General features: G+C 41.4%; 23 protein-coding genes and 1 tRNA gene. 8 read left to right on the top strand and 16 right to left on the bottom strand.

Going from position 1 to position 23,501, the window contains the following annotated elements:
- Positions 1 to 75: 75 nt before the first annotated feature.
- Entirely contained in the window at positions 76 to 375 is a 300-nt protein-coding gene (locus tag HWQ42_RS34960; protein ID WP_292820657.1) for a hypothetical protein, read from the bottom strand.
- 114 nt (positions 376 to 489) lie between these two features.
- A complete protein-coding gene (locus HWQ42_RS34965) occupies positions 490 to 2,217 on the bottom strand; it encodes a S8 family peptidase (RefSeq protein ID WP_292820660.1) in 1,728 nt (575 codons plus the stop codon).
- Positions 2,218 to 2,857: 640 nt separating this feature from the next.
- Here HWQ42_RS34965 and HWQ42_RS34970 point away from each other — a divergent pair.
- Entirely contained in the window at positions 2,858 to 4,324 is a 1,467-nt protein-coding gene (locus HWQ42_RS34970; RefSeq protein ID WP_292820662.1) for a glycoside hydrolase family 13 protein, read from the top strand.
- A gap of 83 nt (positions 4,325 to 4,407) precedes the next feature.
- Here the strand turns inward: HWQ42_RS34970 and HWQ42_RS34975 are convergent, their stop codons facing one another.
- A complete protein-coding gene (locus HWQ42_RS34975; protein ID WP_292730910.1) occupies positions 4,408 to 4,827 on the bottom strand; it encodes a fasciclin domain-containing protein in 420 nt (139 codons plus the stop codon).
- Positions 4,828 to 4,977: 150 nt separating this feature from the next.
- Here HWQ42_RS34975 and HWQ42_RS34980 point away from each other — a divergent pair, with 150 nt between their 5' ends.
- The 5 genes from HWQ42_RS34980 (at position 4,978) to HWQ42_RS35000 (ending at position 7,131) form a co-directional block, all read left to right on the top strand.
- Entirely contained in the window at positions 4,978 to 5,214 is a 237-nt protein-coding gene (locus HWQ42_RS34980) for a DNA-directed RNA polymerase subunit omega (RefSeq protein ID WP_094351515.1), read from the top strand.
- Positions 5,215 to 5,296: 82 nt separating this feature from the next.
- On the top strand, positions 5,297 to 5,944 hold the full coding sequence (locus tag HWQ42_RS34985; RefSeq protein ID WP_292820664.1) for a hypothetical protein: 648 nt from the start codon (positions 5,297 to 5,299) through the stop codon (positions 5,942 to 5,944).
- A gap of 63 nt (positions 5,945 to 6,007) precedes the next feature.
- Positions 6,008 to 6,373 carry a DUF1818 family protein gene (locus HWQ42_RS34990; RefSeq protein WP_292820666.1) on the top strand — a complete coding sequence of 122 codons (366 nt, stop codon included), beginning with the start codon at positions 6,008 to 6,010 and terminating at the stop codon, positions 6,371 to 6,373.
- Positions 6,374 to 6,423: 50 nt separating this feature from the next.
- Positions 6,424 to 6,497, top strand: a tRNA-Pro gene (locus HWQ42_RS34995).
- 283 nt (positions 6,498 to 6,780) lie between these two features.
- Positions 6,781 to 7,131 carry a histidine triad nucleotide-binding protein gene (locus HWQ42_RS35000; RefSeq protein ID WP_094351513.1) on the top strand — a complete coding sequence of 117 codons (351 nt, stop codon included), beginning with the start codon at positions 6,781 to 6,783 and terminating at the stop codon, positions 7,129 to 7,131.
- A 124-nt stretch (positions 7,132 to 7,255) separates the two neighbouring features.
- Here the strand turns inward: HWQ42_RS35000 and HWQ42_RS35005 are convergent, their stop codons facing one another.
- Positions 7,256 to 7,936 carry a RibD family protein gene (locus HWQ42_RS35005; RefSeq protein WP_292820669.1) on the bottom strand — a complete coding sequence of 227 codons (681 nt, stop codon included), beginning with the start codon at positions 7,934 to 7,936 and terminating at the stop codon, positions 7,256 to 7,258.
- Between the two features lie 176 nt (positions 7,937 to 8,112).
- Between HWQ42_RS35005 and HWQ42_RS35010 the strand changes: the two genes are divergently transcribed.
- A complete protein-coding gene (locus HWQ42_RS35010; RefSeq protein ID WP_292820671.1) occupies positions 8,113 to 9,522 on the top strand; it encodes a DUF2252 family protein in 1,410 nt (469 codons plus the stop codon).
- Positions 9,523 to 9,798: 276 nt separating this feature from the next.
- On the opposite strand, the gene namA is transcribed toward HWQ42_RS35010, so the two are convergent.
- The 9 genes from namA to HWQ42_RS35055 form a co-directional block, all read right to left on the bottom strand.
- On the bottom strand, positions 9,799 to 10,869 hold the full coding sequence (namA, locus tag HWQ42_RS35015; RefSeq protein WP_292820673.1) for an NADPH dehydrogenase NamA: 1,071 nt from the start codon (positions 10,867 to 10,869) through the stop codon (positions 9,799 to 9,801).
- 487 nt (positions 10,870 to 11,356) lie between these two features.
- Positions 11,357 to 11,563, bottom strand: coding sequence for a hypothetical protein (locus HWQ42_RS35020; RefSeq protein ID WP_292820675.1), 207 nt, complete (start codon positions 11,561 to 11,563; stop codon positions 11,357 to 11,359).
- Positions 11,564 to 11,684: 121 nt separating this feature from the next.
- Positions 11,685 to 11,837: a hypothetical protein gene (locus HWQ42_RS35025; protein ID WP_292820677.1), complete on the bottom strand. Its 153-nt coding sequence runs from the start codon at positions 11,835 to 11,837 to the stop codon at positions 11,685 to 11,687.
- Between the two features lie 136 nt (positions 11,838 to 11,973).
- Entirely contained in the window at positions 11,974 to 12,204 is a 231-nt protein-coding gene (locus tag HWQ42_RS35030) for an FAD-dependent oxidoreductase (protein WP_292820680.1), read from the bottom strand.
- A gap of 592 nt (positions 12,205 to 12,796) precedes the next feature.
- On the bottom strand, positions 12,797 to 13,978 hold the full coding sequence (locus tag HWQ42_RS35035) for a DUF5050 domain-containing protein (protein WP_292820683.1): 1,182 nt from the start codon (positions 13,976 to 13,978) through the stop codon (positions 12,797 to 12,799).
- A gap of 274 nt (positions 13,979 to 14,252) precedes the next feature.
- Positions 14,253 to 14,501, bottom strand: a complete 249-nt coding sequence (locus HWQ42_RS35040) for a helix-turn-helix transcriptional regulator (protein ID WP_292820686.1) — start codon at positions 14,499 to 14,501, stop codon at positions 14,253 to 14,255.
- A gap of 781 nt (positions 14,502 to 15,282) precedes the next feature.
- On the bottom strand, positions 15,283 to 15,747 hold the full coding sequence (locus HWQ42_RS35045) for a CYTH domain-containing protein (RefSeq protein ID WP_292732047.1): 465 nt from the start codon (positions 15,745 to 15,747) through the stop codon (positions 15,283 to 15,285).
- Positions 15,748 to 16,176: 429 nt separating this feature from the next.
- Positions 16,177 to 16,863: a DUF6875 domain-containing protein gene (locus HWQ42_RS35050; RefSeq protein ID WP_292820689.1), complete on the bottom strand. Its 687-nt coding sequence runs from the start codon at positions 16,861 to 16,863 to the stop codon at positions 16,177 to 16,179.
- Between the two features lie 1,050 nt (positions 16,864 to 17,913).
- A complete protein-coding gene (locus tag HWQ42_RS35055) occupies positions 17,914 to 19,563 on the bottom strand; it encodes an alpha/beta hydrolase (protein ID WP_292820692.1) in 1,650 nt (549 codons plus the stop codon).
- 519 nt (positions 19,564 to 20,082) lie between these two features.
- Between HWQ42_RS35055 and HWQ42_RS35060 the strand changes: the two genes are divergently transcribed.
- Positions 20,083 to 20,535, top strand: a complete 453-nt coding sequence (locus HWQ42_RS35060; RefSeq protein WP_292820694.1) for a hypothetical protein — start codon at positions 20,083 to 20,085, stop codon at positions 20,533 to 20,535.
- Here the strand turns inward: HWQ42_RS35060 and HWQ42_RS35065 are convergent.
- The 3 genes from HWQ42_RS35065 to HWQ42_RS35075 form a co-directional block, all read right to left on the bottom strand.
- Positions 20,530 to 21,603 (bottom strand): M28 family peptidase, encoded by a 1,074-nt coding sequence (locus HWQ42_RS35065; protein WP_292820697.1) that lies wholly within the window; start codon positions 21,601 to 21,603, stop codon positions 20,530 to 20,532. The genes HWQ42_RS35060 and HWQ42_RS35065 overlap by 6 nt on opposite strands.
- A 188-nt stretch (positions 21,604 to 21,791) precedes the next feature.
- Complete coding sequence (locus tag HWQ42_RS35070) at positions 21,792 to 21,920, bottom strand: hypothetical protein (RefSeq protein ID WP_292820700.1); 129 nt, start codon at positions 21,918 to 21,920, stop codon at positions 21,792 to 21,794.
- A gap of 450 nt (positions 21,921 to 22,370) precedes the next feature.
- Positions 22,371 to 23,462 (bottom strand): ABC transporter ATP-binding protein, encoded by a 1,092-nt coding sequence (locus HWQ42_RS35075; RefSeq protein ID WP_292820703.1) that lies wholly within the window; start codon positions 23,460 to 23,462, stop codon positions 22,371 to 22,373.
- Positions 23,463 to 23,501: the final 39 nt, after the last annotated feature.

The following is a 23,501-nucleotide window of genomic DNA, read 5'->3' on the forward strand; positions in this document are numbered from 1 at the left end:
TAATTTTTACTCCAGCTTTTTATTATCCCATGTTATTTATATTAAGGATGAGTCTTTTTGGAAGATCGCATTCTGTCAAGCAATGAAGCTACCTAAACTTTTCCTCTGATTTACCAAACGCAATTGCTGCGATCGCTTCAAATATTTTACCCAAGGTTCCTCTGACAACTGGGAAATGGCATTTGGTGAAAGTGTTGCTGTGAAAATATCTTTGCCACTGCTAACACCACTGACACCAAAACTTTCTAAAATAGCAGTTGCAGCCGAGTCCAAAACTGATTCGGTATGTATAAAAACCGCCAAACTGGGTTCCTCTAAGTTTTGAACATCATTTAGCGCTGTAGCAAGGGCAGCATCTAGCTTTTGATAATTCATCAGCAATTCCTTGGTAAAGAAGGTAGACAATTTCTGCCTAACCTAACCTATCAAATTTATAGGTTATTATTGCCTACCCTTGTAGAGAAATAATATCCACCTTTCTCAGTCTAATTACAGATTAGCTGCGTTAATCACTCCATAACCCCATTTGTCATCAAATGTGCCTGCGGGTTTTCCAGGAATTGCACTATTTTTACGTAGCAAGTCTTTCACAGCAGCCGGATCGAGTTGAGGATCTCGCTGCAATAGTAGTGCTACTAACCCACTTACAAACGGTGTCGCCATACTCGTACCAGCCTGAACCACAAACTTGGAATTAATCATCGATGAGCGGTCAAAATTTGCATCGGCGGAAAGCGTGGAAATAATCATCGCTCCTGGTGCTGCTACATCGGGCTTCTGTCCATCAGTGCGTAGAGGCCCTTCACTACTGAATTCCGAAATAGTATCCAATTCTAAGCCCATTTCTCGCACTTGGCCATCAATATCGGTGTATTTGGTTTTAGTAGTATAGGCAGCAACTGTAATTGCACTGCTGGCGGCTCCCGGCGAACCAATTTTCAAGGCATCCTTAACACTTTTACCTGTAAAAAACACTGATGAACTATCATCTAATGTCCACACATTTAAACATGTGTCAGTTGAAGAAGTGTTGCGGACTCGCAGTTGCCAAACACCTCCCATGACTTGCGAGGGGCCAATACCGCGTATTTGCACAAAGAAATTATGGTCGCCGTTGGCTTGGTCTGGCGCTGGTGTTGCTAATTGTACCCGTGCATCTGGTAACTGATAATCTTGGGCAGCATTACCGTCAGTAATGATTTTTTGAAAGGGGGTGACAAAACCGTTAGGACTCCGCACAGATACTTCCAATTCGCTGTCTTTGGCATACCAAGCGTTTAACCAAACTATGCCTACTTGATTCAAAGGGACATTAAAGCGCATACCACGAGTGCGTCCACTGGGTATGGTCGCTTGTCCATGAATGTTATCGTTTCCTTCGTTACCCGCAGCACAGCAAACAATTCTTCCAGGGCCAGTTTCGGCATCAATAACTTTGGATAGGGAGTCGCTACCATCATGGGCATCAGCGTGTCCGCCCAAGCTGAGATTTACCACTGCTGGGCGTCCCAACTCCCTAGCAACTCGGAAAATATAACGCACACCATCAGCAATGTGGGCATCCTGTAAATCTGACCTGACGATAACTAATTCTGCTTCTGGTGCGACACCGCCATAACTAGCATCGGCACCAGCTGCAATGCCAGCGACGTGAGTACCATGACCGCCAGTATCCTGAGAAACTGTCAGTTGCGCTCCGCTAAATTCCGCCCCATAGCCGCCCTCTGTGACTCCTGGTCCTGGCAGTGTTTGATCCCAAATGTGTAAAATTCGTCCAGCAAAGGCGGGGTGTTTCGGATCGATGCCACTGTCTATAATGCCGATAATTACTCCTTTACCAGTCAATCCGGTTTGATTCTTAAATTCCGGTAGTTTGACTGCTCCCATTGCAGTGTCCATCCTCAAATGAAGTTTGCGTGATGGCTTAATTCGCTGAATCACATCTTCTTCAGATAAGACATCTAAACTATCTATCGGTAAGAATGCTGTCCGCACACTCCCCGAGTTTTGATTGACTTCAATATTATATTGTGATAGATAACTTAAGTCTGCATCATGGTCGCAGTAGATAAAAACGACGCTTTTAGTGGGCTTGACCGGGCTTTTGTGGGCAATGATGCCAAGCGATCGCTTGTGTGTAACTAAAGCTTGATCTCCTTCATTTTGATAGTCTTGATATGCCAAAAGTAGTCCAGGAGAAAGTTTTTCGTGTCTCATTTTTACCTTAAATTAAATTGAGTCGCCGTCAACAAAGTAGTGATTCTAGCAGGATAAGTCGCTCTCACATTAATGCAGTCTATGTAGTTTTTTGGCCTTGATTATTTGATGCGACTATAGTTATCTATTTTTTTCCTAGATAACATCAAATAAGCTTAGGAAATGGTAAGTTCTTCCTAAGATAATTGTTAATTAATAACTCATATTCTTGAATTACGTATCCCTCATCGTGATTTTCTGTACTTCCTGAGACATCTTTAATTGCTTGCAAAAAATTACCGAAATCTGAGGTAACAGGTAATTTTTATAAAGCTATTAAACTAATCCATTGTCTGCCTAAATCATTACGGACAAAGCGAGGAAAATAAAATTAAGAATAATTAAGTAATAAATAAATTGATTAAATAAGAATTCAGGAGTCAGAATGCAATCAATGACGAGTCTATCTAGTTGAATTGTTAAAAACTAAAACAAATTGTACTCAAAATAGTTAAGACTGATAACATTTGCGTATGAAACAGCATGGAAAAGGCTAAATCACTAATGAATACTGAGAAATGACAGATTCTCTATCATAAGTAAGAGCCATAAAGAAGCGAATATTTGCAACGATCGCTTCTAAACATACAAAAAGTTATTCATGCAAATTCAAACACCAGACTGGGTGAAGCACGCTGTTTTCTACCAAATCTTCCCAGATCGTTTTGCCAGGAGCAAACAGCCGCGCAAACGGTTATTGCAGGAAGCCCGTTGGGAAGATTGGGATTCTATGCCAACCCTCCAGGGCTATAAAGGCGGCGATTTATGGGGCATTATGGAGGATTTAGACTACATCCAGAATTTAGGGATTAACGCGATTTACTTCACGCCCATTTTTCAATCCGCCAGTAATCATCGCTATCATACCCACGATTATTATCAAGTTGACCCGATGTTAGGGGGCAACGAAGCTTTTAAGGAATTACTCGATGCAGCCCATCAACGGAATATCAAAGTCGTTCTGGATGGGGTGTTTAACCATTCCAGCCGGGGCTTTTTCTTTTTCCACGACGTTTTAGAAAATGGCCCCCATTCACCTTGGGTAAATTGGTTCAAAATAGAAGGCTGGCCCCTTTCACCCTACAATGGGGAGTTTCCTGCCAACTACGCAGGTTGGGCTGGGAATCGCGCCTTACCAGAATTTAACCACGATAATCCAGAAGTACGAGAATACATTATGGAAATTGCCGAATATTGGATTAAATTCGGCATCGATGGGTGGCGATTGGATGTACCATTTGAAATAAAAACTCCTGGTTTTTGGCAGGAATTTCGCGATCGCGTTAAGGCAGTCAATCCCGAAGCTTACATTGTGGGCGAAGTGTGGGGAGATTCCCGCGAGTGGCTAGATGGGACGCAATTTGACGGCGTGATGAATTATCTATTTGCCGGGCCAACAATTGCCTTTGCAGCAGGCGATCGCGTAGTCTTAGAACAAGTCCAAAGCCGCGACTATCAACCCTACCCACCTTTATTTGCTGCCGAGTACGCCACCAAAATCCAAGAAGTACTGCAACTTTACCCTTGGGAGATTCAGCTAACTCAACTCAATTTGCTTGCAAGTCACGATACAGCCCGATTGATGACCATTGCAGGCGGCGATATAGCCAGCATAGAATTGTCAACTTTACTGTTGCTCACCTTTCCCGGTGCTGCCAGCATATATTATGGTGATGAAGTTGGCTTACCTGGAGGAATAGACCCAGACTCACGTCGTGGTTTTCCTCTAGAGACTAAGTGGAATCAAGAAATTTTCAATACTCACCGCCAGTTAATTGCCCTCCGCCATACTTACCCAGCCTTGCGTACAGGTGATTACCAAGTTCTCTTTGCTCAAGGGCAACTTTATATTTTTGCGCGAACTTTGGGGACAGAGGAATTGATAATTGCCATCAACGCTGGTACAAGTTCGGCAACAGCGAATGCAGATGTTGCCACTTTGCGGACTCAACCCAACAAGCTTTTATATGGCACTGCTGAAGTTGAGTGGAATGGCGAAGGAGAAACTCAGCAGTTGTCATTGACTGTTCCCGCACGCAGTGGGTGCATCCTGGGGACTGGGGGCTGAGGAGAAGCAGGGGAAGCAGGGGAAGCAAGAATGGAATAACTAATGCCCCATGCCCAATTCCCCATGCCCCATGCCCCAATACATTATTTCCCCGCCACCATTGCAGGCATCAACACCGCATCAATGATATGGATCACGCCATTGTCTGCCAGAATATCTGTTTTGATGACATTGGCGTTATTTACCTTAAATTTACCGTCGGCAGATTCAATAGCTACAATTGAACCTTCAAGCGTCTCTGCCTCATTAATCTGTACCAAATCATCAGACCTAACATCCCCACTAGCGATATGATATGCCACAATTTTCTGGAGCTTGGGGATATCTTGTAGTAGCGAGTCTAAAGTTCCCTCTGGCAGATTAGCAAAAGCTTCGTCAGTTGGTGCAAAGAGCGTGAAAGAACCAGGGCTTTTCAGAGTTTCTATGAAATTTACAGCTTTAGCAGCCTTTATTAGGGTATTGAAATTACCCGCTGCGATCGCAGTTTCCACAAGGTCAGCCATGAGGGTGCGTTATTTAATACTACAAGTTACTTATAAAGTGACTAAAATATCTTAGCCTCTATCAATAGAGAGGTTGCTGGCGATTTAACAGACAGCAGTAGACTGATTTAGTACTGTTACACTGGAGAATGACCCCAAGAACCACTGATTATGCTAAAGCGCTCTAAGTTCGAGACAACTCAATCTCAGATTATGCACCGTGCTGAGGATCTGATTAGTGCAGCCTCAAATCGATACCGCATTACGGTTCAGGTAGCAAATCGTGCTAAACGTCGGCGTTACGAAGACTTTGAAAGTAACGAAGATGCGATGATGAAGCCGGTGCTAAGGGCAATTATCGAAATGTCCGATGAATTGACTCAACCAGAAATTATCGGCGAACTATAAAGATTGAGTGCTGAGTGGGAGTTCTGAATTCTGAATAAGACAAATTCATATTTTCACTCAGCAACGCCCAAAATATTGTTCTATGAAAAAGACAAAATTTCTGTTTAAATCAATTTTCTCAAAACTCACAACTCAGTACAAGCGAAACGCCCCGCTCCCGCTAACACCACTACTGCTTACCTTAATACTAGTGAGTGTAATTGTTTTAGGTTCAGGAGCGGATAAATCAATACATAGAAATTTATTTAGTATCCAACCTGCTTCTGCCCAGAGAATCACGCCTAGCGATGTTTGGCAGCTAGTCTATCAGCAATTGCCAGATTTTCCACGGGAAAATAAATATATCAGCAAAGAAAATGGGAAAGTTGCCGAAAACAACACTTTAGCAAATCGCCTAATTAGATATCACATTTATACCAAAGGGCGGGCCCCGATTTATCGCTTAGATTGGAAGCTGACTTTAGCTGATTACCTGGGTGCAAATGAAATTATGTATGATACTACCTATCCAGGAAATGATGCACTACAGAAAAATCCGATAGAAGGCGATCGCAAAGCCATCAAGAGCCTCACCCGCAGCCAGCGAGATGCCCTAGTACAAGTCTTAGTCAATATATTTAATCCTACTTCCCAAAACACCGTACCCCCTAACCCCAACACCGCACCCAGTCCCACTACATCAACTACCCCACAGCCACCGCAACGAGGAGGTGCCGAACTACTTAAGTAATAGAAGAGTTATAAGTTGTAAATTAATAACTCCTAACTCCTAACTCCTCACTCCTCACTTTTTATGGAACGCGTTGTCAAAACCGGATCGGGTTGGCGTATTGGCTGGAATCCCGATACACCTGAGTTTAAAGGTTTAGTTGGTACAGATGATTGGGCAATTGAGTTAACCGAAGCCGAGTTAAATGATTTTTGTCGACTACTAGCACAGCTAGCAGACACCATGAAGCAACTCGCAACTGAATTGATGGAAGAGGAAAAAATTACTTGTGAAGCCGAAAGCGATTTATTATGGATGGAAGTAGAAGGCTATCCTCATGATTACAGTCTGCGCTTCATCTTGAGTACAGGGCGATGTGTAGAAGGTAAATGGAATGCTCCTGCGGTTCCAGATTTACTGCAAGCTAGTGGGATGCTTCAGGTTTTTTAAAATTGCCTCTTGATTATCCTATCGTTTTGCTATATGATAGGAATTCTGACCGGGGCGTAGCGCAGCTTGGTAGCGCGCCACTTTGGGGTAGTGGAGGTCGTGGGTTCGAATCCCGCCGCTCCGATTGATGATAAGCCATACCTGCTAGTCTTTTTAAAAGATTAGCAGGTTTTTTCATAGGTTTTACCTGAAAAAACCGAACCGAACAGTAAATAGGGATGTTATACCAATTTGAAAAATGATTGTGACAGATGGAAAACTGAAACACTTATCCAATGGATGTTTCACAATCCAAAATCTAAAATCTAAAATCCAAAGTGGTATTACCCGCACAATCAAATTTTCTCAATGATAAGTAATTGGCGGACTTAATATAAAATCTCTAGCAGATTAGTAGGTAGATTGGCATGAGTGAAAGTACAGAAACGATTTTCAGCAAAATCATTCGTCGGGAAATTCCCGCTGATATTGTTTACGAGGATAATTTAGCCCTGGCATTCAAAGACATCCATCCCCAAGCGCCCGTTCACATCCTCGTCATTCCTAAAAAAACCATTGCGACACTAGCTGAAGCTGAATCTGAAGATCATGCTGTGCTGGGGCATCTTTTGTTAACTGCTAAACGTGTTGCAGAAGAAGCTGGACTAAAAAATGGTTATCGAGTCGTCATCAATGCTGGTGATGACGGCGGTCAAACAGTTCATCACTTACATTTGCATATTTTGGGAGGACGGCAGTTGGATTGGCCTCCTGGTTGATGAGAGGTAGGAGGCAAGGGGTAGGGTAAAAGGTACAAACTGAGTGGAATTGTGGGCGAAAGTACCCCTGCTCCCCTACTTTTTAATATCAAAGCTCATAGTACTTAATTATGGCAGCGCGTTTTCACTTGACCGTGCGGTAGTGTAAAAACAACTCACTTCCAACCTGACGAGTTTCTATGAGTTGGAGATGAGGAGCAGCATTGGGAAGAAAACCCTCTCCCTCCACTGGGCTAGCGGCGTGCTTTCCTCCAAAAATGATTGGCCAAATGGTCAACCACCAATCGTCAATTCGCCCTGCCTGAACTAGAGCAGCTGTTAAAGAGCCACCTCCCAAAGCAACTATTTTGCGAATACCCCGCTCTGCCATCAAGGTGTAGGCCCGATCCCAGTCCAGGTCTGTATCTCCCAAATCAATTAATTCAGCCAGTTTTTGCAAGGTTGTTGTATCAGAACTGCGCTGTAAAGCAGCCCGTGTGGTAAATATCCATCGTTCAATGTCCTGACTCAAAAAAGGCAAGTCCGGCGATAGGTCAAGGGAACCTGAAACAACGCAAGTAATCGGTTGGGGAGACTGACCCCGAACCTCACGCGCTGCTAACAGTTCGCGATCGCGAATTGTAAAGGCTCCCCCCTCAGCCCGAATTGTCCCTGCCCCTACCAGCAATAGATCGGCAAGGGAGGCTTGATATTCCAAGTGTGCTAGATCGACTACATCGGGTTCACGGGGCGCTTTCGGATCTACGGCACTAATTTTTCCATCGGCCGTCATCGCAAGCACCACAGTTGTTTGGATAGCTGACATGATTATATTGTAACGATTCTTTATAATTTTACCTTTTTGAATCCCCTCAATACTTGAGAGTGAATAGTTGTTGCGTTGTGCTTTAAATTACTTTGTGAACTATGGCTCAAGGTGGTAAAAAACTGTTGTTGAATGATTATCTCTACACAAGAGTTTTTTACGCCTCAGAAACTATCATGCCTAAACACATATCTGCAATTGTCGTATTTGTCTTAATTTTAATTTTGGGGTTTGCATCTCCAGTTGAAGCTGCAACTCCCCGTTCAACTTGGGTAGTGAATGAAATTTACCAATATAATCATCCCTTTGCTTCTCAATTGCCTCAAGAACTGGCAACGAAGATGCAAAAGATGACAGCTAAAGATGGCTTTTTCACCTTTTATCGGGGGACGGCTCACATTTTTTATCGTGATATCCAGACCTTACCAAGTTCAGGATTTGTAAACTCTTCAACCTCAGCCGTCTGGTTAGAAGGAGATATGCATCTGCAAAATCTTGGAGCGATAAGAGATAGCAAAGACAACAACGTTTTTGACACCACCGACTTTGATGAAGGCTATCTTGGCCCTTACGTTTGGGACTTGCGACGGATGGCAGTCTCCATTCTGTTAGTAGCTAAAAAGAATGGTCTTAACTCAACTGATGCTGAGGATGTTGTGCGAAATTTCTTGGATGCTTACTTCAATAAGATGAATGACTTTAAGGGAAGCAATGATGAACTGTCATACCGTTTAGAATCGAGTAATACGAACGGTGTGGTCAAAGATTTAATTCAAAAGGCATCAGAGAAGAGCCGTTCTAAGTTTTTAAAAAAGTATACAGTGCTAAATAACAGTAACAATCGCCTCTTCAAGACAACCTCAAAACTCCAGCCTGTATCCAGCAGCACCTATTCTAACATTGCCGGGGCTATGAGCAGCTATATCGCCTCAATTCCTATCAGTAAGCGCTACAACGACAGTTACTATACCCTCAAGGACATTCGGCTTAAATTAGGTTCAGGTGTTGGTAGTCTTGGGAAGTACCGATATTACTTGCTGATTGAGGGGCCAAGTTCAGCAACCGATGACGATCGCATTTTAGAGATGAAGCAGGAAGGTAGTAGCGCAGTTGCGATGGCGTTCCGCCCACCGGAGGTGATCGCAGCAGTTCCAGGTCTGCTGCCGAGTTCAGTCTACGGGAACCAAGAAGGGGCAAGGGTGACAATCACTACGAAAGCGATGTTATCCAATCTCGATCCCTTGGTTGGCTATACTACTGTCAGTAGCATCCCCTTTATGGTACGTGAAAAATCACCCTACCAAGTGGACTTTAACTATAAGTTGTTAACCAGCAAGTCAAAATTCATGGATGCGATGGGGTACGCAGGGAAGGTGGTTGCCAAAAACCATGCAATCTCCGATCGAGACTATGATGCTGCGATTATTCCTGTCAGTGTTGACAAAGAAGTGACTGATATTGTGAGTGGTAATAAAGCTGTATTCAAAGACGAAATTTTTAACTTTGCAGTGGACTATGCAACTCAAGTTGAATATGACTACACGAGTTTTGTAGATGCTTATAAACAAGGGGTAAAACTCTACTAGAACATTGATTCAGTATTCAGAGATTGTTTTAATCTACACCAACATCAAATAATTGCTCTAATGAATTCACCTTCTATGTATATCGTACCTAGTCTAGGTTTCGGTTTTTTTCGTACTCATACTTTTTTTAATTCGGGATTTGGGCATTGTTAAATATCAACCAAATCCCGACACTGAAGCACTTTGAACTTATCTTCACACCTTGGTGCAGGTGTATATTGTCGTAGACATCGCTTTAAGTTGTCACCAATATCAGAGCATAGGAACGAGAAAAGACTACAGCCAAGCGCGATCGTATTGAACAGGCCAGAGTTTATCGTGTCCCAGTTGTTTGGCTGCCAGATGCGGCCAGTAAGGATTGCGGAGTAGTTCACGTCCTAACAGCACTATATCAGCGACTTCTGTACGAATAATCTCGTCAGCTTGTTCAGGGGATGTAATTAAGCCCACGGCTCCTGTAGGAATACTAGCTTCGCGGCGGATGCGTTCGGCAAACTGAGTCTGATAACCAGGTTTAATTGGGATATGAACGCCCGGTATGATACCGCCTGATGAAGTGTCGATCAGATCGACTCCTAAAGACTTGAGTTTGTCGCTTAAAGCAATACTTTGCTCAATGTCCCAGCCATCATTATCTACCCAATCAGTGGCGGAGATGCGTACCCACAGTGGATGTGTCTGAGGCCAAACCTCTCGGACTGCTTGAACTACTTCTCTGAGCAGACGAGTCCGGTTTTCAAAGCTGCCACCATAATCATCTTGACGATTGTTAGAGAGGGGGGAGAGAAATTGGTGCAGTAAATAACCGTGGGCAGCATGGATTTCCACTACCTTGAAACCAGCTTGGAGAGAACGTTTGGCAGCTTGAGCAAAGGCGTCAATAATTTCTTGAATTCCCTCAAGGCTGAGAGCTTCTGGAACTGGGCTATCTTTGCTAAAAGCGATCGCACTACTCGAAACTAAGGGACGCCAACCTTCCTGAGATTCATCTAGTGTTTTCCCTCCTTTACTCGGTTTGGCAGTGCTGGCCTTTCTACCTGCATGAGCAAGTTGAATACCTGCGACAGCGCCAAAGTTATGAATTAATGCCACAGTTTTGGCTAAAGTTTCGATGTGTGAATCTGACCAAATTCCCAAATCTTGCGGGCTAATGCGTCCACGCGGCTCTACAGCTGCTGCTTCTGTGAACACTATACCTGCACCGCCAACTGCGCGAGAAGCTAGATGAATAACGTGCCAATCATTAGCATATCCATTTGTACTGGAATATTGACACATCGGTGAAACGGCGATGCGGTTGCGAAAAACAACTTCACGAATCTTGAATGGTTCAAATAGATGTGCCATTAATATTGATTCCTTCTCTTGCTAAGTAAAATAAATTAGGGAGGGATTTACAGGATGAATTCGATTTTGCATTAATTAAATAGAGAAGTCAAAATTCAGAATGCAATCAGTGGATAATTTAGACCCACCACTTTACTTTATAGTCTCCCACCAAATTTTGAATTTGCTGGGAGACTTAAACCCGTTTATCCCTCTACCAGTCACACAGAACTCAATTTAGCATAGTTAAAATTAAGCAACGGAGTGCCATCCTACGCCCAAAGTAACTAATAATAATAGTCTTACTGCATAGCCAGTTTGGTTAAGAGTTGGAATAAGAAAAGATTTTGATAGGGGACTTAAACCCAGCCCTTTCAGACCGTAATTTACCACGGTAGTTCTTGAGTAGGGTAGTATTACTCTAGCCGACGCTCTCTGCGAGACGCTATGCGAACGCGGACTCGCTACCGCTACGCTATCCTGCCCTACGCAAGAACTGCCTCTTTCGTTAAATATTTGTTGAATGACTAGAGTCATCATAGAGATTTGGATAAATAGGCTGATTGTCAGGCTTTTGAGACTGCAATTCCCAGATATCGCGTTTTCCTAGTTCTTGATCCACTAATAACTGTAGATGATCTGGTAATTTAGTTGTTTGCCAAATTGACCAAATTTCTCCATCAAATAATTCTTTTTCAATTTTTCCAAAAAACATGATTTGACCTCCACGAATGTTCAATTTTAAGTTTAGTAACTCCTAATTTAGGAAAGACGAAGTAACAAATTTGTCATTCTTCATTCTTTCGCTATCTTTAAAATACAGGTAGTATTCGCCCTTAATACTCCTTGTTAATAAAATCTCTAACTTGTGCATCGTTAAGTAACTTTTCATTACAGATATTGTCGCTGGGATCGCTTCCTGTAAGGTCGATAATCCGTTGAAAAAAGGCGCTCGTATGAGCATCATCATCACCAATTTCTCTACTCAAAATTAAATGCAAATCCAGGAGCAGGAATCAACCTGCTACTAAACTTTCTGTGTCTACCAGCAGTTCTAAGGGTGGAATATGCTTACGTATTTTCACGGCTGCTCTGGTGATCTTTTTCTGCATCAAGCGCATATAATCATGAGCTTGTTGTAGCGCGACGATTAGGACGCCAACCAGTACCAGAAAGTGCTGTTGCTCCATTCGTACCGCAGTAGCCTTTATCTACAAGTACCACTCTTACCCCTTGAGCAGCAGCATTCCAAGCTGCCCAAGTTGCTGATGGGCCACCACCTACGACTAGAAGATCAGTCTCTAAATTCAGTTGCGAAGTCGAACTATTGCCTGACTCAGATTGATATGTACTCACGATTACATCTCCTAAAAGTTTACTTGGCACTAAATTTTGAGTTTATTGGCTAACCTACCTAATTTACTGCTAAACTACTTTAAATCGATCAAATTACCGTATTATGTAATTATGAGATTCACATAGATTGTGCGAAAAAACAAGAGGCTATTAAAATTTATTGATATTACCCTTTAATAAAATGCAGCCTGTGGCGAAAAGTTTCTCACAAAAGTAAAGGACAGGAACTACACTTGTCCTCAATGGTTAAAATAATAGGTCTTGCATCGAATAAGAGTTAGATGAGACAGGGCAAAACTTTTAGCTTAACAAGCTTGCTATGCATATTATAGTTATGTAAACTACGTATTATACTTTGGATAAAAAAGCAACTTGTTCGCGGAAAATATACGCGAACAAAACTAATAATTAATCTTGCTTATAGTTCAATAAGCCTGGCTTAAGGGTTATTGGTGTAGATAATTGGTCTTTCCAGACGCGATTTATCGCGTCTCTACATCTGGGTTTTGTTGTTTATTCTGAACTGTATTGGCTTATAGTTTTCTGCACAAAAGAATTGAGCAATGAGATTGTAGATAATCTCGTTGCTCAATTAAAATTTAACGAAATAAGTATTTGTTGGTAATTTTTGGGCAGTTCCTACATTTGTAGCCAAGTCATTTATTTTATTATCTGTTTTGATGACTGCAAACTTATCAGTAAATAGTAATACTTCACCATTTCCCGGTGTTACCCAAGCGTGGCGAGTCATTAGGTTTTTAGAGACAACTAAAAGAGACGCATCTCCACGGTAAGGCGAGATGGGTTTACCCATGAAGGTTTGATTATCTCTATTAGCGATCGCATAAGCAGCAGAGGAACCCACGAAAATTTTACTCCCATCTGAGTAAATAGTTTTAGGAAAATTGCTACTGCCGTCTCCCATCCCCGCAGTTGTAGGCCTTCTTGGAACACTTAGCTGTCCACGCTCGACACTAAAATTAGTCAGATTAATAGTTCCTATATATACCTTTGTTTCATCACGGGTTTGTGCAGCATTGGTATAGCTGTCTGTGGTGATCAAAGTCTTTGTTAATAAGTCTTTGCCATTCCACCTGTAGATTGAGTTACCTCCATAAACTGAACCAAGGACATAAAGCTTGTCTTCAAAAATATGTAATCGGTTAAGTCTTGTGTCTGCCATGTCGTGAGCAAGATCGGCAGAATTGTAGCCCCAAAGCTTGCCTTGGTTATTTCCTGCTAAATTTGCCAAAGCAAATATTTTTGCTCCGTCGAAAACCATCCGGTAAAGAAAAGCTATCTGGACGGGAATACCTAACCTCTTTTGTTGCTGGTAGCCACTAGTGTAGAGATACCCGTTTTTATACTCAAAATCCATTACCTCAGTTACGCCATAACTCTGTTTGGCTTTAAAGTTGAGGTTTTTGTCATAAATTGATAGAGTATTTGCAGACTGGTAAATAATCCAATCTTGCAAAAATTTTACCCGTGTCTTTGAATTAGCAGTGTTGCTAACTATTTTTTGCCTAGTTCCGTCATTTTTTATTTTTACTAGCCCCGTTGGAACAGCTAAGACATAAGTTTTGCCGTCAATTGCTACAATGTCACGAGCATCGTAATTAGAGTTTGGGATTAGTTTTTTCGTACCATTACCTTCTACTTCCCATACACCTTCAGTATTGATGACTGCAACTTTGCTGCCGTTAGTGCAAGCTGCTCTTGGCGAAGAAATATTAAGATATGTAGCTAAAGCGGGAGTAGAGTAACTAAACATTGTATAGTCCTGGATAAGGTTGACTGGAAAATATTGGCGCTCAATTAAAAAAAACTTTTAGGAGTTTTTGCGCGTTTTTAAGCTAAACTTGTCTTGAAAATTGAAGAAAATATTGGCTACGGTAAACTCAAACTCAAAGGTTGAGTAATCCGCAAAATATGCATGTCTGCAAACATCGCTAAAATTAGAATTGAATTGTTTGTGGTTATGTCGTAGCGATAACCTGTTAATTTGGGGAAAGTAACTTCAATTAATTTGCCTCTCAGCCTGCTTTCTAATTCGACAAATACTTCACCGACACTTTCTGTCCCAGTTCACCCATCTCCTCTAACATCCCCTCAATCTTTTGCATAGCTAGAGATGAAGGCTTGGCATATCCTTTCTCCCAACGGTTTACCGTCGAATAAGTTATACCTAAAAATCCTGCAAACTGTTCTTGGATAAGACCAGTTATGCCACGAACTTCACGGATGAGCTTTCCAACTTCCGGTTGCTTGATTAGCAAAAGTTTCTTAATGGTCATTTAGCTCAGAACGCACCTGTTAATCTGGCGAGTGATATGTCTTTTGCTACATCCTATTGCGGTTAATGCTGAATTGATAGGCGAAAATATACTAGAGTTTTTATATTTTCTTGAATTTTCTAACAAGTAATTACACGTCCGTAGATACAATATTTACTAATGAGGCTTCTAAGAAATAAGTTACGCAATGAAATAAGCATCCTGTTGTCAAGAAGCATTTAAAAATCAATATCTGATAAATAAAAAGCTGCGTAAATGTTCTGAGACTTGAAGTATTAAACTCAGATTGCAAAATAACTGGGATAATTTATGATGCTTAGATTTTTAGTTCGCGAATAATTTACACGAACACTTTTTTTCCAAAATTTAATACATAAGTTCGACAAAAATTAAATATAGCGGTTCTCGTTTACGTAAGGTATATCCGTAAGGACACGGCTTGTCGCATTGATGTCAACTTAAGCTCAAATGCATGTCCCACATACGCGTCACCCCACCCCGGTTTTGTCTAAAGCTAAAACCGGGGTGGGGTGACGCGGATAGTGATGGTAAGCGAGTGGACTTAATATCAGGTGATTATAGAACTTTCACGTTAAGTTGACACCAATGGGCTTGTCGTGCCCCCACACCTTGCGATATAACGTTGTACCGCATCTGAATAGAAAATTTTATTTTCGGAAGCGGGTTATCTTAAGGAAAGGCTTTGCCTACGTTTGCGTAGCTGCGAATTCTGTTAGTTAGGTATTTTCGCAAAATTGGGATGTTCTCAATATTTCAGCTATTACCATTGTGAAAAAGGGTATTTGACTAAATTGCTGTTGAAATATCTGGAGTCATCAGAAACTTCTTGTCCAATCCAGGTTGGTAATTCAATTTGCTGATTTTCATCGCTGAGTTCAACTTCTGCTAATATCAGTCCTTTATTAACACCATCAAACTCATCTATTTCCCAAATAAAACCACCCGACTCTATTTTATATCTGGTTTTTTCTATAAAGGGACGTTGACATAATGTCTCAAGTATTTCTTGAGCATCTTTAACAGGAATAGGATACTCAAACTCTAATCTTGAATATTTAATATTGGGGCCTTTAATGGTCAAATAACTTTTTTCCCCTACTATACGTATACGTACAGTCGCTTTGTCTTGCGTAGCAATGTATCCTTGACGATATACACTACCTTCAGCTAATCCTCTCCAGCTATCTCCTCTCACTAAATATTTACGCTCTATTTCTTTTGCCATTTTATTTACTAAATTATTTGTTTTTTTTATATCATAAATAATATCGCAATCCTAAATCTCGACACAAAAGTGTGTGCAATGATTGTAAATCAAAGTGAAGTTATTGAAGTATTGATATTGACTAATTGATAATTAGCGATCGCTTCTAATGTAGTACGCTAATTTACATTGTGACTACAATCTGATGCTATCTGCATTAAGCGATTGCAACTAGCAGTAAATTCGTCATTTTTATCCCACTTATTTCAAGGTGTAGCGAACTGGAAAGACTTTTAACGCTCCATACCCATGCTCAATCACTAGTACAACACGGCGGAAATAAACCAATCATTCCAAATCAACGAAACCCTTATACTGTATTCATTTCTAATTTTTAATTTTTAATTTTTAATTCCGCCTTGCGGTACTAGCCCTGAATTAAAACATTTGTTAAATGTAAGAACTCACCAAATTTTCTTGTTGAATTTGTGCTTTTGCTAAAGCCAATGCTTGATGAGCATTTTTAAACTTTGTTTCATCTGTAAATTTATGCTCAAAATTCTTTAAATAAGCTTCCAAATACCGAATACGTAAGTGTGGATCGGTCGGATTTTGAAGAAAGGGGAGGTCAGCTTCAACCATGAACCGGATAGCCAACAAGGGGATAGGGCTACGAAGTGGACGAAATTTTGGGTTGTGCAGACCAGGAGAATCATTACGTTTATGAAATTCTCCTATCATCAGTCCTGACTCAACAAACAAAGGTTTAAGTTTTTGTTGGACACTATCTACTACTTTAGAAGCATCTTCTATATGGATGTCAGGAAAAATAAGTAAAAAAGCTTTATTAATTGCTAATTCCTGCTCTTTAACATCTATTTGCAGAAATATATCTCGATAGCGTCCAACAATCTCTTCTAATTGTTCTGGATACAAATCTTTCGTGTGAATAACTGCTAGACGAATACTATTTGATTTGAGAGAGTAAGGTACAAAGGGACAAACTGCGCCGGGTCTACCTAAGTCAGGATGAGACCTTCCTAAAAAGTTTTTCACCCACTTCATAATTTCAATTAAGGCAGAAAGGTCTTCATGTTGCTGGAGTTGTTCGATTTCACGAGTTGTATAGAGTTGCATAAGCTTGAGTGAAACGGAATAATTGTTTAATTCTGAATTCCAAATTAGTTTTAAAAGGTGAAACTAATTATTTAAGTAAATAAAACAAGCTCTTTGTTGTTTACTTTTGGTTAATCTGTGGCTTGCAGAAGATAACAATGCTCTCCCATTTTTTTGTGAACTTAAAGTAATTTACCTCAATACATACACAAATATATTTCGCAGCAAATAATTTGTTTTGAAATTACTTTGTAATATGTTAGCTACAGGACTAATATTTGAATTTTGAAATATATGTAGCTTGTATTACAAATTACTACCACACCTTACAATTACTTGACAGGTTTTTTCAAAAACAATTGACAATTTTTATAGGATACGTATGTATCATCATTATTCGGCATCTGCTCCTAGTTTTTACACTCTTAAGCTTCTGTTATTTTTATCAAGACATTATAAATTTTATGTGTAAATAGTTATTTTTACTGTGAAAATTTGGTGTAGATTTAACAGCAACTTTAGGGCTACTATCAAGGTACTATACTTGTAGTAAGTAAAAAGTTTACACAGAATTGGTATAAGTCCAATTTTATAAGCTGTATATTACTTAGAGCGGATGACAAATTAATAAAATACACTCTGCCAAATAGATTGGGGGGAATGCCTGATCGGGCGGGTGGGGTAGTTATTCCACTTAGATGATAAAGTACTGTATTTTCAATTGGTTGATCTCAACGTGAGGTATTTGGAGCGAAATATCGGTAGTTTAGGCTTTATTGGGTCTAAAAATAAAAATCGTAGGGATTGGTAGAATGAGCGGCAACTTCTATTGTTCCCCGTACCCCTATTCTTAAGTAAGCTGCTCACAAAATTAAATATTTTAGGACTTACGTTACTAGACAAATTAACCATAATATGTATTAAAGCAAATTTATATTTCAGGTGCTGATTGCAACCCCGATTTTGTCGCATATTTACTGTTCTGGGTGTTAGACATGGCTCAAAATCCCAAAATTAGTATAGTCAATATGTATGATACGTAAGTCCGATGTTTGTTTAACAGGAAGTTCCTTATTTCTCAACAAATTCTTTCACCACTGCCATAGCATCAGGTGGAATCTGCGTAATTAGACGAAATGGAAATGCGGCTGTTGAAGCAAACTGAGCATAGTCTGGTGTCAGGAAGATAGCATAGTTTTTAGCTTCTGGAGTCATCTGTGCAGCAAAGGCCAAGGCTATAGCTTTAACGTACTTGCGAACATCTGCTGCTTGTTCACCCACAACTTCACCGCCACTAATCGGTGTATTTGGTTGTCCTATCTGATCTAATGTGGTACTGGGGTCTTTTACACTGAGATGAGTACCCCCAATTATACCAACTAGCGATTTTGGGGATGGGATTTTTTCAAATCCGACAATTTGTTCAGTTAAAGCTGGGGTAGTTTTATCGGCGGAACCTGCTAACACTATGGTAGGAACTTGTATCTTAGTTAACCCAGTTTCGCCAAAAATTAGAGAAGTTGTGGGATTGAGAGCGATCGCCTGTTTGATTCTGGGATCTCGTAGTTGATAGCTATTTTCTGGTAGTTCTTGAGCGATGCACTGCATATTTTCTCCCAAACTCAAGATAGTCAGGTTCTTTTTGCAGCGTTGTTTGAGATGTTCTAGTTGTAACTCGGCTCCAGCAAGTGCTAAAGCTGTACCACCACCAAAAGAATAGCCAACAACCATCGCGTTTGTAGTTGCAAGTTTCCCTTGCAGGGGATGATTAGTCGTTTGGTTGAGCTTTGCTAATTCGTCGAGGACAAAACTAATATCTTGAGGACGATACAAAAACTCTTGAGGCTGCATGACTCTGGTTTTGCCTTGTAATGCTAAGTTAGCATTTGCCTGATTACTACCGGGATGTTCTAAAGCTGCTACTACATAACCGTGGGATGCTAAATGTTCTGCTAGGTAACGCAAGTCCGTGCGGACTGACCCGAAGCCGTGAGAAAAGACAATTACGGGTTTGTCGGGAGTTGCAGCAGTTGACCAGTAAATATCAACTAGGATTTTGCGATCGCGCTTTTGATCGTTCAGACTTAAATTGAGTATTTTTACTTGGGCGCTTCCTGGTTGGCTGGGATCAAAAGGAAAAGCAATCTGCGGTGTTCTCGGATGTGCTGTTATGGGGTCGAGTTGGGGAGCGATCGCTAACATGAATTGCTGGGTACGCCAAAAAGCTGTATTTAAATTCCCTGCAACAACAAAAGCCTTTGGCAAATCAATTTCTAAGCGTTTACTGGGATAAGCACCAATAAAACTCAGTATAGAAAGACCTTGCGGTGCAGTAGAACCTAATACCAATCCTGCTCTCAGTGCTTGTACCCCAGCTTTATCCTTTCGGGCTAAGGCTGTAGCGAAGTCATTGAGAATAGTTGTACCAATCTGGGTATTAATTAACCTATCAAGTGTGACAACATTCATGGGTATATTCATACCCAGCGCCCCCAAGAAGAAGCGGCGTTGTTCTTCAGATAAAGACTGTAAACTCCCAGGCAATTTTCCTGTTTTTACAGCCTTTTGCAACTCAGTAACAGAGATGGATTCTGTAAATAAACCCAAACGCACAACAACTGTATCAGCAGCAATGGCCGAAGTATTTGCCCCGATCTGTGTAAGTGCGATTGCGCCAAAGAAACCCGCAACTGTCTTAAGACTTCTCCAAATTTTTCCCATAAACTTTTATACCAACTGTTACTTACGGGAATATAACGGATATTTGTGTATTTGACTACCCCAATAATTGCTTAGAAATAAAAGTAAATTTTTTCTTAACTTGATGGCGATGTCTACGGCGGGCTACGCCTACGCTCTAATTCTCTTCAAAGGATCTGCTGATGCAAACAGAGCCATATTACAAGCATAACAAAAGTAACGAATTGTAGAATTCATCACAGTTAAAAATTTGAGCATAAATCAGTGTTAACAGCCACAAAAGCTCGATTGTTTCTCAGCTAGGTTTAATACTGTAACGGAGCTACTAGAACAGGGGAAGCGATGCCTGCGGCGGTAAACTACGCATCTACAATCTGCAATTTTTTTTTGACAGTAAAGTTTAACCGACTGCTTAATGTTTTGTCTTTGCTTTTTAAAACATCTTGCAGAAGTGTTGCAGGTGAATAGTCTGACTGCTGTAGCTGCACAATCGTTACTCATCAAATTCCCCCAGCCGCATCAACAATTTTTCTTGGCTTTATGCGTCGCAGACTACCCTATATTTTAATTTTTCTGCTCTCTCTGAGTATTATTACACTGTGGTGGCCTGTGAATGATTCTGATTGCAATTTTGAGGCTTTTATCGCATCAAAAACTACAAAATTCCAAGTACATGCTACTAAGGTTAGTGTTCAGCCGTGGCGTGGTCGTCACCATGTATATGGAATCTTTATGATTCCTAATGAATACAAACAAGCTCCATTTTTTGTGTTAACAGTCCAAGGTGCTGGTAGTTACTGTTCAAAACAATTTGGTCATAAACAAAACTTTGATGATATCTTTGCTGAACCAGGAACTTATCTGGTAAAGAAGCCGATTAGAACTCGAAAAACTCTGCGGCTTATTCTTCAAGGTTTATATTCTCAGGTCAATGATAAAAATAATTGGACGTTGACTTTCCCGGAACCAAAAGCAAGGCAAGATAATTCATAATTCATCAGTTAGCTTGGTGGTTGAGTTTCTTTCCAAAAGCTGGTCTTTTTCTAACAAGGCACTAGTCGCATTAACTACAATTTGTGCTGCTCCTGTGAAGAACGATCGCTCGATAGTAGCTGGCACATCGCTAGGTTTATGATAGTGCGGAGTGCGTAAATTTGCGGTATCTGTCACCAGCACAGCACCCACACCTTGATACCAAAAGGGTGCATGGTCGCTGCGTAGGGTGTCTGGTGTCAGTAAACCTTTAAAAGGAATTGGTAGTGTTAGAACTGCTGGTAAATTTGATTCCTGTTTATTCAGCGCGATTGAGGGGATGTTCTGTGAGTTTTGAAAGGCATTCAGTAAAGACAAGTGTTCTGTATCACCAACTACTGCTAAAAAGTCGCCCTTGTCGCTAGGTGGCGTAACAGGCAATCCGGCAGGGTATTTCTGACAACCAGGAGTGTAACAAGCGTAACCTACCATATCCATAACGATCGCTCCGCCTAAGTTTTGCAAGCGTGCTGTCTTACTCACAAAAGCCTGACTACCCAAAAGTCCTGCTTCCTCTTGGTCAAAAAAAGCTAGCTGTAACGTCCGTGGCGTAGGACGAGAACCGAGCAACCGAGCTACTTCCAGGACTACGGCTACACCACTGGCATTATCATCGGCACCAGGGGAAGAGGCAACAGTATCGTAATGTGCTGCTACAAGAATTGCTTTCGCGGCTTTGTTAGTTCCTAGACGTTCGGTAAAAATATTCACACCGTCAGAGAACTTTTCTAATTTAGGTTTCCAGCCGAATTTTTTCAGTTCAGTTGTAATATAAGTGCGAGTAAGCGATCGCTCTTTTGTTGTGTAGCGCTGAAAATTCAACTTTTGGATATGGTTTAGCAGCTTGTCAGTGGACACTTGCGGGGCAATGTAAACTTCCCTTGACTCTGGCTGTGCTTCGGGTGTTTTCACTGGAATCCGCTCAACAATTGTCGGTGAGGGACGCTGTTCAAAAAACGTGCTGCCTCTGCTACCCAACACGGCAACTGCCATCAGCACCAACAGCATCAGCCAAATCCATTTTCTCATCTGATTTATCCTTGGCTTCCTGACTTAGGGTAGCGCAAATCCAATACGGTTCAGCTAAGGCTAAAACTCTTTGTCAAAGTCAATTTTTTAACGAACCACAGAGACGCAGAGGGCACTGAGAGAAGAAAGAAATGCTTAACTGAACTGTAGCGCAAATCCCCAAGCATCACTTTCTAGGATTGCTGCGGTTAAGGTTTTTTGATGAAAATTCTAGCGATCGCAAAGACGCGATAAATCTGAATTAGACCTCTTGCAAAAGTCCCTAACACCCCACCCCCAACCCCTCCCCGCTTGCGTTGCGGGGCTACCGTGTACACACAAGTCAAATTTCTTCTTAAATCCCAAAGATTACCTACTTAATCGCAGTGATGGTTAGGGTGGGGTAAAACTAAAGCTAAAACCTTAGTAAATCAGTTTTCAGGTGAGGTTTTGAGAATTTATGCAATAAATATATTGAATTCGGGTGGTCGTTTATTGAATTCGGGTGGTCGTTCATTGAATTCAGGTGGTCGTTCATTGAATTCGGGTGGTCGTTCATTGAATTCGGGTGGTTGTTTATTGAATTCGGGTGGTTGTTTATTGAATTCAAGCAGTGGTTAGGGTTGAGTAAAACCCAGATTCTTGAACAACTTCAGACTTGTGTGTACACCGTAGGCTTGCGGGGAGGGGAACGTTTGCGTTAGCAAATGCGGGGTGGGGTTCTTTGTTTTTTATTTATGCAAGAGGTCTATTGTAGAGACGGCGATTCATCGCGTCTTTTGCTTGCGTTAACCTAACATTTGTCTCTTAACAAGAGCATGGCCAGATTGCACATCAAACCAGTGAATATCTTCAGGGGGCAATGCTAGTGTAATATCCTCGCCACTCCAATTTTGGTCTGTTGGCAACAAAGCACGTACCGTAATCGCTCCGGTTTGTGAACCCTCAACCCTGACACTGACCAAATAGTGCATACCCAAATTTTCCACTAAAAACACTCGCCCTTTGATAGTCTGGGTATCACCTGGTTGAGCAATGCGGACATTCTCTGGGCGGATTCCCAAAATAATCTGCGGTGGTACTGTTGGTATATCTGGGAGATGAACCTGAAAGTTACCCAGCAGCGCATATTGTCCCTTACAAGGTAAAGTCAGCAAATTCATTTGCGGACTACCAACAAATCCAGCCACAAATAGATTCGCTGGATGGTTATAGATGCGGTCAGGTGGGTCAAGTTGCTGGACATAGCCATCATTAAGCAATGCAACTTTGGTAGAGAGCGTCATCGCTTCGGTTTGGTCGTGGGTGACGTAGACAACTGGCACTTTTTGGGCTGCAAAAATTTGCTTAATATCGGCTCGGACTCGTTCCCGCAGTAGTGCATCCAGGTTACTTAAAGGTTCATCCAGCAGGTAGACATCGGCATTACGCACCAAAGCACGACCGACCGCAACCCGCTGGCGTTGACCTCCAGACATTTGGCCAGGCTTGCGGTTCATTAACTCTGCTAATCCTAAAACTTCTGCCACTTCTGCCACTCGCTGTTTAATTTCTATCGGTGGTACTTTTTTCAGCTTGAGTCCAGAAGCGAGGTTTTCGTACACCGTCATGTGGGGATAGAGTGCATAGCTTTGGAATACCATTGCAATGTTGCGATCGGCTGCTCGTTTATAGGTGACATCCACCTCCCCAATCTTAATTTGACCACGAGTCGGTTCTTCAAGACCCGCAATCATGCGTAGGACGGTAGATTTGCCACAGCCAGAAGGCCCAAGTAAAGTGAGAAACTCATGGTTATCTACAGTTAAGCTAACGTCCTTGACTGGAACAACTTTAGGATTATAGGTTTTGTTTAAGTTTGTGAGTTCGAGTTTAGCCATTTTTCATTTTTCATTTTTCATTTGTCATTGGTCATTGGT

Origin of the sequence: Nostoc sp. JL23 (genome assembly GCF_017115065.1) — a bacterium.
GTDB classification, from domain to species: domain Bacteria; phylum Cyanobacteriota; class Cyanobacteriia; order Cyanobacteriales; family Nostocaceae; genus Nostoc; species Nostoc punctiforme_A.

Excerpts from the sequence above, each read along its gene's own strand:
- HWQ42_RS34965 (WP_292820660.1), bottom strand. The coding sequence starts at position 2,217 with ATGAGACACGAAAAACTTTCTCCTGGACTACTTTTGGCATATCAAGAC.
- HWQ42_RS35065 (WP_292820697.1), bottom strand. The coding sequence starts at position 21,603 with ATGAGAAAATGGATTTGGCTGATGCTGTTGGTGCTGATGGCAGTTGCC.
- HWQ42_RS35000 (WP_094351513.1), top strand. The coding sequence starts at position 6,781 with ATGAGTGAAAGTACAGAAACGATTTTCAGCAAAATCATTCGTCGGGAA.
- HWQ42_RS35055 (WP_292820692.1), bottom strand. The coding sequence starts at position 19,563 with ATGGGAAAAATTTGGAGAAGTCTTAAGACAGTTGCGGGTTTCTTTGGC.
- HWQ42_RS35010 (WP_292820671.1), top strand. The coding sequence starts at position 8,113 with ATGCCTAAACACATATCTGCAATTGTCGTATTTGTCTTAATTTTAATT.
- HWQ42_RS35005 (WP_292820669.1), bottom strand. The coding sequence starts at position 7,936 with ATGTCAGCTATCCAAACAACTGTGGTGCTTGCGATGACGGCCGATGGA.
- HWQ42_RS35020 (WP_292820675.1), bottom strand. The coding sequence starts at position 11,563 with ATGTTTTTTGGAAAAATTGAAAAAGAATTATTTGATGGAGAAATTTGG.
- HWQ42_RS34975 (WP_292730910.1), bottom strand. The coding sequence starts at position 4,827 with ATGGCTGACCTTGTGGAAACTGCGATCGCAGCGGGTAATTTCAATACC.
- HWQ42_RS35040 (WP_292820686.1), bottom strand. The coding sequence starts at position 14,501 with ATGACCATTAAGAAACTTTTGCTAATCAAGCAACCGGAAGTTGGAAAG.
- HWQ42_RS35075 (WP_292820703.1), bottom strand. The coding sequence starts at position 23,462 with ATGGCTAAACTCGAACTCACAAACTTAAACAAAACCTATAATCCTAAA.
- HWQ42_RS35045 (WP_292732047.1), bottom strand. The coding sequence starts at position 15,747 with ATGGCAAAAGAAATAGAGCGTAAATATTTAGTGAGAGGAGATAGCTGG.
- HWQ42_RS35060 (WP_292820694.1), top strand. The coding sequence starts at position 20,083 with ATGCGTCGCAGACTACCCTATATTTTAATTTTTCTGCTCTCTCTGAGT.
- HWQ42_RS34990 (WP_292820666.1), top strand. The coding sequence starts at position 6,008 with ATGGAACGCGTTGTCAAAACCGGATCGGGTTGGCGTATTGGCTGGAAT.
- HWQ42_RS34985 (WP_292820664.1), top strand. The coding sequence starts at position 5,297 with ATGAAAAAGACAAAATTTCTGTTTAAATCAATTTTCTCAAAACTCACA.
- HWQ42_RS34960 (WP_292820657.1), bottom strand. The coding sequence starts at position 375 with ATGAATTATCAAAAGCTAGATGCTGCCCTTGCTACAGCGCTAAATGAT.
- namA (WP_292820673.1), bottom strand. The coding sequence starts at position 10,869 with ATGGCACATCTATTTGAACCATTCAAGATTCGTGAAGTTGTTTTTCGC.
- HWQ42_RS34970 (WP_292820662.1), top strand. The coding sequence starts at position 2,858 with ATGCAAATTCAAACACCAGACTGGGTGAAGCACGCTGTTTTCTACCAA.
- HWQ42_RS35050 (WP_292820689.1), bottom strand. The coding sequence starts at position 16,863 with ATGCAACTCTATACAACTCGTGAAATCGAACAACTCCAGCAACATGAA.
- HWQ42_RS34980 (WP_094351515.1), top strand. The coding sequence starts at position 4,978 with ATGCTAAAGCGCTCTAAGTTCGAGACAACTCAATCTCAGATTATGCAC.
- HWQ42_RS35035 (WP_292820683.1), bottom strand. The coding sequence starts at position 13,978 with ATGTTTAGTTACTCTACTCCCGCTTTAGCTACATATCTTAATATTTCT.